The 11,339-nt window shown below is 43.2% G+C and carries 8 protein-coding genes; 4 read left to right on the top strand and 4 right to left on the bottom strand.

Annotated features, from left to right (window positions below; genetic code table 11):
• The first annotated feature begins 132 nt into the window (after positions 1–132).
• Positions 133–2,358, top strand: a complete 2,226-nt coding sequence (locus NDI42_RS27850) for a HEAT repeat domain-containing protein (protein ID WP_190450630.1) — start codon at positions 133–135, stop codon at positions 2,356–2,358.
• 147 nt (positions 2,359–2,505) lie between these two features.
• On the opposite strand, the gene NDI42_RS27845 is transcribed toward NDI42_RS27850, so the two are convergent.
• The gene (locus tag NDI42_RS27845; protein ID WP_348231845.1) at positions 2,506–3,033 is read right to left on the bottom strand and encodes a hypothetical protein; all 528 of its coding nucleotides are present in this window, start codon (positions 3,031–3,033) and stop codon (positions 2,506–2,508) included.
• Between the two features lie 296 nt (positions 3,034–3,329).
• On the opposite strand from NDI42_RS27845, the gene NDI42_RS27840 reads away from it, so the two are divergent.
• Positions 3,330–4,142 carry a PD40 domain-containing protein gene (locus NDI42_RS27840; protein WP_190450627.1) on the top strand — a complete coding sequence of 271 codons (813 nt, stop codon included), beginning with the start codon at positions 3,330–3,332 and terminating at the stop codon, positions 4,140–4,142.
• A 62-nt stretch (positions 4,143–4,204) separates the two neighbouring features.
• On the opposite strand, the gene NDI42_RS27835 is transcribed toward NDI42_RS27840, so the two are convergent.
• Complete coding sequence (locus tag NDI42_RS27835; RefSeq protein ID WP_190450625.1) at positions 4,205–4,864, bottom strand: SprT family zinc-dependent metalloprotease; 660 nt, start codon at positions 4,862–4,864, stop codon at positions 4,205–4,207.
• A gap of 247 nt (positions 4,865–5,111) precedes the next feature.
• On the bottom strand, positions 5,112–6,974 hold the full coding sequence (locus tag NDI42_RS27830; protein WP_190450623.1) for a hypothetical protein: 1,863 nt from the start codon (positions 6,972–6,974) through the stop codon (positions 5,112–5,114).
• Between the two features lie 304 nt (positions 6,975–7,278).
• On the opposite strand from NDI42_RS27830, the gene NDI42_RS27825 reads away from it, so the two are divergent.
• Both NDI42_RS27825 and NDI42_RS27820 read left to right on the top strand, forming a co-directional pair.
• Entirely contained in the window at positions 7,279–9,156 is a 1,878-nt protein-coding gene (locus NDI42_RS27825; protein WP_190450621.1) for a hypothetical protein, read from the top strand.
• A 639-nt stretch (positions 9,157–9,795) separates the two neighbouring features.
• Positions 9,796–10,893: a DNA cytosine methyltransferase gene (locus NDI42_RS27820; RefSeq protein ID WP_190450620.1), complete on the top strand. Its 1,098-nt coding sequence runs from the start codon at positions 9,796–9,798 to the stop codon at positions 10,891–10,893.
• A 245-nt stretch (positions 10,894–11,138) separates the two neighbouring features.
• Here NDI42_RS27820 and NDI42_RS27815 read toward each other — a convergent pair.
• Positions 11,139–11,339, bottom strand: a 201-nt coding sequence (locus tag NDI42_RS27815; RefSeq protein WP_190450619.1) for a tyrosine-type recombinase/integrase, incomplete at its 5' end; no start/stop codon positions are given.

Genomic DNA, 11,339 nt, shown 5'->3' with positions numbered 1-11,339 from the left:
CCTGACTTAGCCAAAGCCATAGAGGAAGCATTTAATAAGCTCTCCTTGAAGGACATCCAAAATTGGTTTACACACTGCTGTTACTGTACCTCAGCAGACTAGGAAACGCTATATCAATCGCAAGCCTTATTTTTGGCAGCAGCAAGTATTGCAGAGTTTAGTCAATGTAGCCTTGTTTATGAAATCTTGCTGGAAATCACATTTTTGGGTTTTGGTATTTTCGATAGTAAAAACAAAAAATGGATAACATTCCCTACTGTTGCTGAAGAAGCTAAGGCTGTACTACGAGAAACTCATCGCCAATTGGCTATCAGTGTCTTAAAATGCTTATTAAACACCATTGCCTGTGATGAGTTACGTTTAGAAATTGCCCTGTACTTAGGAGATAATTTTCTTGTTGATCAGGAGATTATTGAACTTATAATTCAGCTTATGAGTCCTTTTGGACAGCAAATAAGTCGTCGAAGGGGTAAAGATATTAGACAGAATGCTAGATGTAAATTCATGAAAATTGCTATAGAAAACCCAAAGGTAATTGCTATTATGATTCATATCATTAAAACTAGCCAAAACAATAAAAATAAACAAATTTACTCTTCTTTGCTCTACGAAATTGGTAATGAAGAAACAGAAGGAACAGTGCTTTTAAAACGCTGGATGCATAAGAGTGCTGATGAAAAAATTAAATTTTTATTATCTGATATTCTCCAGAAAATTCAGGTTAATAAAAGCAGAACTATTTGTACGTATAGAATTAAACCTAAAACTCCAGAAGAAGTAGCTAATCTGGTTCATGAAGCTAAAGATGAAAAAGATGAAGAAATATGCTGCATAGCTATTAGAGAGTTAAGTTATGATAGGAGAAACCCAGATGCTATAAAAAAAACCTTAACTGCAATACTCTATTCTACTAAAAATGAACAGTTTCGCTACCACGCTGCTAGTAGTTTACAGTTCATTGAGCCAGATAATCCTCTAGCAACTTCCACATTGACAGAGTTAATATATACAACCCAGAGTCCTACAATAGTTAAGAGTGTTATAGATGATTTATCTATTGAAGAAAATTTTCAATTATTTATTTATGCCCTAGCTAAACTAATTCGTATCAGTAAAAGTAGTAATGAGATTGATATCTGTATAGTTGAGAATATTTTTGAATATCAAATTGGTGTTGGCAACCCGGATCTAATCGATGCCTTGACCGAAAAGTTGCGGTCAAGCGAGGATGAAGCACTACGAAGTTCGGTTGCTTTCGGATTGGCAGCAGCTAATCCTGGTAATCCAGAAGCGTTTCATACTCTAATCAGTATCCTGCTAACTACTCAGGATGATCACCTTTTTGAATCCTTAATTATGGGTATTTGGGAACTCTACCAAGAGAATGATGAACAGATGATTTTTCTAACTGAACTATTACATAAAAGTCAAAATGAAGTTACTCGTTGGAGATTGGCTGCTATCTTGATTAGATACCAACCTAGCCTAGTGGAATCCGTAACTATACTAATTGAAACATTTAACAAAACCAAAGATAAAAATATTAATTTTGCTATAAGAGAAAACATACCAGAATATGGAGACTCAGAATGGATCGACTCTTTAGTTTACCTACTTTGTAATAGTCAGGATAGTATAATCTGCGAGGATGCTGCTCCGCACTTGAAAAGGATTTTAATCTCAAGTAAATTTCCTTCAGTAGTTGCTGCCTTAAGAAACTGTAACCAAGAACACAATAAGGAAAATGGGCATGATTGCAGCCTATATTGCGAAGGCATCCTTTGGCACTGCGCCCAAAACATGAGTTACGCAGATTTTTATGAAGCATGGCACAGGCCATCTACCACTACCCATCCCGAAGCACCTGACAACATTCCTGTTGGTAACTCTCCTGATGCTCAAATCCTCGAAGCCCAGAACCTAGATTTTAACGAACTGCAACCCACTGACTACACTTATCCCTTAGCAGTCAACTTACTATCCCTGAAAGGAGAGACAGAACAAGGAGCGATCGCGCAAAAACTCTGCAACAAAATCTACAAGCATCACGCTGTCAAAATTCCAGGGAAACCTCCCACTGTCACGAGTGATGCTGAACTCCAACAACACCTCTTCGAGATTCAAGACAAGTTGCAGCGCCCAAACCTAGCTTTGGTTTTGTACATCAAAGACACTAACGGTTTTCACGAGCCAACAGAGGAAGCGATCGCATTCTGTCAAAAACTTGCTGATGCAGATTTGGGGATTCACATTGCTTGGATTACCAACCAGTCTATTGAGCAACCCTTGAAGGATATTCAACCTAACCCACCAAAGCTGATTAACAAGATTCAAAGCTGGATTGATGAAATTGTATAGATTACGTCTTGGTTTCTTCCACCCAGTTGCTAGATGTACCATTACATAAGTTACTCGATCTGTTGCAACGATAGTTAGCGACAGCGGACATCAATTCCCTGCACTCTCGACTCAAGCTCGTCCTAGCGCGTCAACTGTAACGCTTAACTAGAAGTTACGCTCAACTGCGGCATCGCTATCTACGAACAATCCAGATTTTTTGCCTAACTGCATGGCTGATTTTTCATAGTAAGAGTGCGATCGCAACGAGTGGGGAAAATTAGCGATCGTCGAACGAGGCATAAACCCCGGTCGTGGCTCCCAGGTTACTTTAGGACTTGTTGAAGGCTTGCCATCTACCGCCACTGACTCAACTTTGATTCGACGCTGCTTCACAGGTCGGGCAATCAGACTGGTTTCGATGCCCATTAAGGGATTGAGGCGATTAATCTCATCGCACCAAGCCTCGCAGTTATGGGATTGGGGGCAAACTTTTCCTTGTTGAAGAAGAGCTTGGTGGATCATCTTATGGAGCAACACATCCGCCGCAAATTTCTTACCCAGTAATTTATCAGTGGAGCAACATCTATCCAATGGTGATATTGGGTGAGACTCACTGTGACAGTTAGAAAAGCAGAATGTGAGGTTGCATAACTGCCACACCTCCACGCTTAGGTTGGAAGGACAGAAATTCAATGCTCCCTATCCCTGTAAGGCTTAAGCGCCGCTGTTAAAAAATGAAAGCCTCTTTCAAACCGCTAAGATTTTTCTTTCTAATCTGTATGCTTTTGGGTGGGTGTGGCGTGTCAATACTTGCTCCTGTCAAGAGCATTACCAGCTTACCAAGAGATCGCGACGTCATCCTCAACCTCACTGAGATTAACAAGCAACAGGGTTGGTATGTAGTAAACCCAACAAATTGGAAGATGTCTCAGTGGGAGTTTCCCAACAGTCTCCCAAGTGCTCTCAATGAGGAAACGAGGAGATCGTATGTGTCATGGTCTCCTCAGACTCAACGACTTCTATACGCGAAAAAATCCATTAGTCCCAATGGTTCTATAGAAGTCTTAAAAATCGAGGACAAAAGTCTTGGCAGCAGTAATCAGTACACCTTGTCCCCAGATGGGAAAACTGTCGCTTATACAGACGGTTTTAGTAACGAGGCCTCTGGCCTTGTCGAAGATGTTTACCTGTTCGATATTGCCAGTCAACGTTCGCAGCGTATTACTAAACTCGCTCCTGGTAGTGTTTACCAACTGATTTGGTCACCAGACAGTAAAACTCTTGCCTTCTGGCATAGGGATACGAAGAAAACCTTGAAGACGCTGTACCAAATCAATTCTGACGGAAATAACCTGCAAGTAGTCCTTGATGCCAAAGATGATTTACCAATTCGGATATTCCCATCTCTATCTTCTAATGATGAAGCCATGAAGTGGTCGCCGGATGGTCGCTATCTCGCTTTGCTCATTAGGGCCAAAACCAATAACAACTTCAACTTCAACAGTGAAACAATCTGGCTATTGGATCTGAAGACTAAAAAGCTGCGAGAACTGTTTCCTACACCTCCTAAAAGTCCAGCTGGCGGTATTCAAGACTTCGCTTGGTCACCTGACGGGCAAAAAATTGTATTTGCAGCTGGGTACGACGGTAAGTGTTATCGACCTTTGTTACTAATAGGTTATCCTGAGTGTACTAATTTTCTTTACCTGGTTGATGTTGATGGGAGTAAGCCAACCAAAGTAACGAAGATTCCACAAGGCACAGCTACAAGGCTGCTTTGGCTGAAACAGAAGCGTCAATAAGTATTACTATCCGTCCCAACAGAGTGCTAAGCTCGTGCTGCCGCGTTAACTGTAACGCTTAACTAGACGTTACGCTCAACCACACCATCACCATCTACCAACAATCCAGATTTTTTACCTAACTGCACGGCTGATTTTTCATAGTAAGAGTGCGATCGCAACGAGTGGGGAAAATTAGCAATCGTCGAACGAGGCATAAACCCCGGTCGTGGCTCCCAGGTTACTTTGGACTTTGTTGTGAGTTTGCCATCTACCGTCACTGACTCAACTTTGATTCGACGCTGCTTCACAGGTCGGGCAATCAAACTGGTTTCGATGCCCATTAAGGGAATGAGACGATTAATCTCATCGCACCAAGCTTCGCAGTTATGGGATTGGGGGCAGACTTTTTCTTGTTGAAGAAGAGCTTGGTGGATCATCTCATGGAGCAACACATCCGCCGCGAATTTCTTACCCAGTAATTTACCTCGCCTCCAAGCGTTAGAAGCTGGTTCAACAAGAGCTTTGTGCAAGGTAATGGCATTGCGCCAGGATTCATAAGAGCCAAGTGATTGTCCGTGGGCTGTAAGTCCCCAAAAAATACCACCGGGTTCTAAACTTCCATCCCAATACTGTTCGTTGAAGATTTCCCACTGTTCATAAGCCCAGCGACCGTATCCCCAATCTGAGATGTCTGCCGCTGTCTTAAGAATTTCTAATTTTCCCTTTGATTCTGAAGTCAAAGTGTAACTCTTAACTAGAGATTACAGGCGGCGCGAGACTATTCGGCGTAACGTCTAACGGGACTTAAACAAAAAATGAAGCAAAAATAGCTTCAAATACAAATCTGGAAAGACTTTCAGCTCAAATAGGAATAATCTAGTATTGGCAAAGGTTTCAGGTGTTTTTAAGCCATCAACCCTTTCCTTGTTCAAAGGGCTTTTCAACCCCTTTAAGGGCTATAAAATGGCTAAGCTCCTATTACAGTTGTTACTCCCACCAATCGTCTACAATGTCTTCTGTCAACTCATACTCTGATGTGATTTGAGCAGCATACTGATCACCCATTTCCTTTGAGTGTCCAAGCAAAGTTCCAAATTGATTGGCAATATTTGATTTCCCTATTTGCCGGATATGTTTCTCTGCAATATGCCGCAAAGCGTGAGGGTTAGTCCATCGGGCTTCTCCGAATAAAGCAAGTGTTGCCGTAGCGATCGCCCGACTGACCATGCGCCAAATACTGGCAACATAATGAGGTTTGCCGAAACTATTCGGATCTCCCTTACCAATAATGAAAAACAAGTAATTATGGCTCTCGAAGTTTGCCTTCGCTACTTTCCAGGCAGCAACACGATTTTCCGCTCCTTGTAGCCTTGCTTCTTCCTGCTCAATATACTTATCAATCGAAGCTTCTACCTTTTCAGCAACAATTCCTTGTCGAGCAGCTTCCACTCTTGCCCGAATTCGTTCTACTTTGTCAGAACCATAACCCCAAAACTCTGCCCATCCTTCTAAAGTTTTGACTGACTCTGCAATCAGAGGTCGCCACCCGATAACCCACAAATCAAGGTCTTCGGTCAAAATTGCCGGTAGCTTATATTCACGAGGTTTGTGGGTTATCGAAGAGAGTTTATGCTCCTGGAGCTTAACCACATAATAGGGAATCCCCCGGTCATCTTCTTTGCGAAACAAAGTTTCTCCAAGTTTTAAATTTCTCACCTCCTGTTGACGAACGGGGCAGTAAACCAAAAGCTTAAGAATTAAGTAAGCCTGCCAAGCTCTAGCAACTGCGGATTTTGGTCGAGTCCCGTGGCTGAGAAACTCTCCGGTTTCTTTATTATGTTTTCCATAATTTGGAGCGCATAGTCTTTGGATGTATTGAACAACCTGTCGAGCTTCCTCATGAGTTAGCTTCTTATGCTTCCATTTCTCCTGCGTAAGGAGCTGCTTTTCCTGTTCATAAATCTCTGAATATTCGCTTTGTAAATCCTGTAGTTGGAGAACAATCGGGATATCTGACCAATCACGCCGCTGTGAATTGTCGTAATTGAGCCACTTAGCGATCGCAATCCCTGTACCAACCATATGTTCACCCGTTGAATGGTTTACTCCACGAGTTTGTATAGCCCAGTCAGTATAGTCACGAAGCAAATTTACATCAGTTAACAGCTCCAAGTTAAGTTCAGAATCAGGGTACTCTTGGGCATACCAGCCTAGAAACCGGAGTACCGCTTGCTCATCATGATGCTGGAACGAAGATGGTTTAACAGGAACGACTCTGGGCTTGCGGACTCTTCCGAGTTCCCGACGTTCCCGGAGAGAACGAGCAGTGCGGCGTAGGTTCTGACCTCCCGTTAACCGGAACTCTTTAAATACCTGCATCTGCCCAACTACATGCTTCGGCAACTGGCTCCATGTCAATCCATAGGATGCCAGCTTTCCCCGCGTCGGTTTTGGTTCTGGTGAGACTCGAAAAGGAGCAACATCCTCTTGGGTAACTGGAACTGGAAATAACTCGCGCCACCAAACTTGTCTCTCCATCCACTCCAAAAATCGCTTGAGAGTAGAACGGTAATTATCTCTGGTACCTTCAGAAATTTGCCCGTTCTCTATCGCGATGGACGTCTGCTGATTGAAGATTTCTAAAGCATCTTTAAGTTTGGCAGCTGGGAATTCATCGCAGTACGCAGCAAACTGCCTAGTTTTCAAATTTTGAGAAAGAGTATCTAGTTCAGGAATGACATAAAACCTCAAAGCGATGCTGAGGTATTTCTCAAAATCATTGGCAACAAGTTTTGCTTCCTTGGACTTGCGCCATAAATTTAGCACATGACCCAGTGAGTAACTTTTCATACATACCCCCACCTAAACATAGTACAGATATACCATAAAAATACCATAAAAATTGTAGTTTTCAACTGTAATCCCACGGTTTAAATTCGCGAAGCAGGCTCTAGAAATACTGCTAAAATTCCTTATATGGAAGGGCTTGAGTAACTTTTTTAGAGTACGCATTCATACAAAAAACGTATGAGTGCATACTTATAGTAATATTCTTCTAATTACTGAGTAGCTCGCGCCGTTTGGCAGGCTCTTCACCTCAAGACTTTTTTCGAGAATTCAAGTCCGTTGGATTATTTATTACTGTTGCGGTCACATGGAACAATACACTCTCGGTCGTGCCCTAAAACTCTGGGAAACCTCTATAGATGCCAATAACGTTGGCATTAACTTTGATAAATACCTGAGCATTGCCCTAAGGCAATACGTCTTTCCAGAATTAGACCCCGCTGCCCAAAATTTGAAGGTCGAGGAATTTGCTTCCTTTTGCGATAAACTACCCGTTACTCAACTCAAGGGAGCTTTGGAAATTTTCGACCGGCAATTTGCTTTAGCTGTTGAGAAAGGAAGAACATCTCGAAGTACTGGAAGAAACTATCGTTCTACCCTTAGGCAATTCACACAGTGGCTAGAGAAGCAGGCTTGGTGGCATTGTCTATTTCCTGATCCAGTTGCAACAGTTTCTCCGTTTCGAGAAAAGGGTCCTGCATTACCAAAAACTAGAGAACGACATTCACCCTACAGCTTATCTAAAGAGAATCTGCCAAATCATGTTCTTAAGCAACTTGAAGAATTCAAGGAGTTTCGTTTAACCGGAGGAAGAAGTATACGCCGAACTGTATCTGATCCAAAACGGTCTAGAGAAGATGGAGAAGCCCGTAGTCCGAAAATAGACACTATTAAGCCATCAACTTTTAAGAGTGATAAGCACAAAATACTAGCATTCCTTGGCTGGTATTCCCAAAATTATCCTCATTCAGAACTGAACTTGGAGCTACTGACTGATGTAGACCTGCTTGACAAGTATACATATTGGGCAATTGATACACGAGGAGTTTGTCATTCCACGGGTGTAAGTACGGCTAAAACAGCGATTGCGATCGCTAAGTGGTTGAACTATGACAAATCTACTCGCCGCAATTGGTCGGATATCCCACTAATTTTAGATTTAAAAGACTTGCGGAATGAGTACGCCGAAGAGTATGCCAAGGAGAAAAAACAGCTTGACGCAGAAAAATGGTCGAGGAAAAAGTTAACCCATCCAGAAGCCCAACAAGTAGTTCAATACCTAAGAAATTTATGCGCTCCTTACACTACTCGTCGTGACAAAAAGACAGGAGAAGCAACTAAATATCGTACAAAACGCCAAACTTCAGCAGTTGCTCGTTCCTGGCAGACTTATTTAATTGTCAAAATTCTGGTTTACTGCCCGGTTCGGCAGGAGGAAATTAGAAACTTTGCTCTTGACGAAACCTTGTTTCGTCGGAAAGATGATCAGGGAAATCCCTATTATGAAGCTTACTTTGAAGAACACAAACGCGCTACCCAACACTCCTCTCAAAGCAAGCCTCGGCATTATCGATTGCCCGCTATCTTGACCCAAGATTTAGATATGTGGTTGTACAACTGGCGACCCCTGATTGAGGAATTGGTTAGTACGCCAGAGGGATGGATGGAACTTTGGAACTACAAGCTTGATAAGGCAGAATGTATCCACCAAAAGATAGAAGCTGCCCAACAAGGAATTCTTCCAAAAAACGTGAAAAGTTCGCCAGAAGAATATATCCAGTACCAAGAGCGGCAGTTGAAGGGAGTTGAGCGACGGATTAATGCTTGGGAAATTGCCAAGAGTAATTTCACAGCCAATAACCGTTTGTTCTTGGTTTTCGGAAAGCACGAAACTGAAGCTTTTGGTAAGCCTGTTGATATAGATACCCTCTGGATAATAGTTCGTCGGGCTTTTGCAATTGCAACACAAGCCTTATTCGGAGAAGCTCGCTGGATTAATCCTCATGCTCTGAGGCATATTGCAGAAAAGCATGTTCGCCAACCTGGTCGAGAAGATATTACTGAGGCATTTGGAACACTTATTGGACATTCAAAGAAGATGGGTGATGAATATGCTGAGCAAATCACTACCGAATATGAATTGACCGAAGAAATTACAGATGACTGGTGGATAGAGGATATCTAAATATTCCACTTTCCCAATTTTGGCTTCACTGTTACCTGAAAAGAAAATATCCTGCACTTTGGATTTTGATTTTAGTATCGGGAGCTGCGGGAGCTGGGTTACTCGTTTTCTAACCTGAACAGCTCCCGCAGTTCCTCCTCGGATACGATTTCATTGCAATAGCTAAATGTGTGTACAAGGAGAATAGTTAGTTAGTGAAACTCAAACATTTTTTATGCCCTAGAGGGGCTTAAAAGCTCTCTTAACAAAAAACAAATGTTGATAATTTAAAAACACCTGAAACCTTTGTCAATACTGAACTATTCCTATTTAAGCTGAAAGTCTTTCTAAATTTGAATTTGAAGCCATTTCTGCTTCAGTTTTTGTCTAAGTCCACGTTATTAGGTTTCTCTTCCTAGGGGCTGTAAAGTTTGCAACCTCTGGGAAGAACGTGTTTGGGTCTTGTAGGCTGGAATTTCAGTTTCCCGGACTCCTCCACCAATTGAGCCTAAAGATCCCACCACCTCGTTTGAGTCTCGTATACCGAAATTCAGTTTTCCGACCTCCAAATACCATCAAAGAGCTGAAACCAGGTTTCAGTTAGATCGGACTCTAGGGTATAGAATGCCTAATACTACCCTGTAGTTAGGCACTCCGGTCATGTTTATCCGAACCAAAATAATTAAAGGACAACCTTATCGTTACCTGGTCGAAACTTATAAAACTGCTGACGGTCAAAAACGCCAAAAGGTACTCAAATATTTGGGTCATGCTCCTACCCTACCTGATGATGCTCCAACGGCTGTTGTACTGTTTGCTGGAGGCGGTGGTGTAGAAGCTGGCATGGTCATGGCTGGTGTTAGACCTGTCTTGAGCGTGGAATGCGACCCTAGTCGAACAGAACTATCTGCTGCACTTGCTGCCTCTCTATCGCTGAACTTCAAACCCTATGGCACCAAGGTAATTCAACGAACGGTTCAAGAACTAGCTCTTGCTAATTTCCCTGGATTCCCCCAGCCGGATTATCTCCACGCTTCTCCGGTCTGCTCAAACTTTAGTAAGGCGCTGGGAAACGGTACGGAGCAATCACTAGACCGCGAAGCCGCGACTGCTGTAGCCACTGCGATACGGGTATTGCAGCCCAAATGTTTTACGCTGGAGAACGTATTGGGGTACAGACAGTCGGAATCATGGCAGATTATTCAGGATGAGCTTTGGGCGTTGGGATATCAGATAACAGCAGGGGTGCTGGATGCGGCGGATTATGGAGTTCCTCAGTCTCGAAAGCGGTTGATTGTCAAAGCCGCAAGAGGAAAAGCGCCAGCGCTACCACCAAAGCAAAGCCGGGTAGGATGGTATCAGTTTGTTGAAGATTTAATCCCGTCGCTACCTGAGTCCCAACTTCTTCCTGCTCAACAGAAGGCACTTGAGGAGAAGCTGGCTATTTGTCCGGAGATTCCAGCTCTGTTAATTGAGCGTACTGGGTTTAGGGACTCTTTGCCAAAACTGAGGGAACCCACGGAGCCAATCTGGACGATTAAGAGAGCCATCTTTACAGACCAGAGGCAAGGTGTTCGCCGCCGGTTTATTGATTTGTGGAAGTCAGATGGCACGGTTAAGAGCTTGACGGTGGAAGCAGTAGCGCGGCTTCAAGGTTTTCCTAGCTGGTATTACTTACCCGAACCAATCAATGTGGCGGGTTCGCTTCTTGGTTATAGCGTGCCGCCGCACTTTGCACAGCAACTTTACTCACCTTGAGCGATCGCACGGTGAATAGGGAAGTGTTATTGGACTATCTAAAATAAACCCAAAGCGGTTTGAGCGATCACACAAGATAAATCGGGGTCATTATTGGACTGTCTAAAATAGACGCAGTGCCCTGGCTCCAAGCCCAAAGGCAGCTAAGTCTAGCTTTGGTGCTTTAACGACACTAATATGTCTCCACAACAATTAAAAAGGCACTGTACATAACTTTTGAGGAGTTCCCGACTGGCGATCGCATCCTACCAACCAATCATCGATACCGCCTTACGCTTCTGCTCTGGCGACACTTCCAAATACCGCTGCAAAGTACCCAGGTCATTGTGTCCAGATATCTCCTGAATGTGTCGCAGCGGTATCCCAGCATTGTGCATTTGAGTCAGAGCAGTTCGCCTAAAGCTGTGGGTACTGACTCCCTCTACTCCCATCCGGCGACAAGCATC

The organism is Funiculus sociatus GB2-C1, assembly GCF_039962115.1.
Classification (GTDB): domain Bacteria; phylum Cyanobacteriota; class Cyanobacteriia; order Cyanobacteriales; family FACHB-T130; genus Funiculus; species Funiculus sociatus.
This window is presented reverse-complemented; position numbering and strand designations above follow the sequence as displayed.

Bases quoted from the DNA above. Each gene is read 5' to 3' on its own strand.
- NDI42_RS27830 (WP_190450623.1), bottom strand. From the start codon at position 6,974: ATGAAAAGTTACTCACTGGGTCATGTGCTAAATTTATGGCGCAAGTCC.
- NDI42_RS27825 (WP_190450621.1), top strand. From the start codon at position 7,279: ATGGAACAATACACTCTCGGTCGTGCCCTAAAACTCTGGGAAACCTCT.
- NDI42_RS27820 (WP_190450620.1), top strand. From the start codon at position 9,796: ATGTTTATCCGAACCAAAATAATTAAAGGACAACCTTATCGTTACCTG.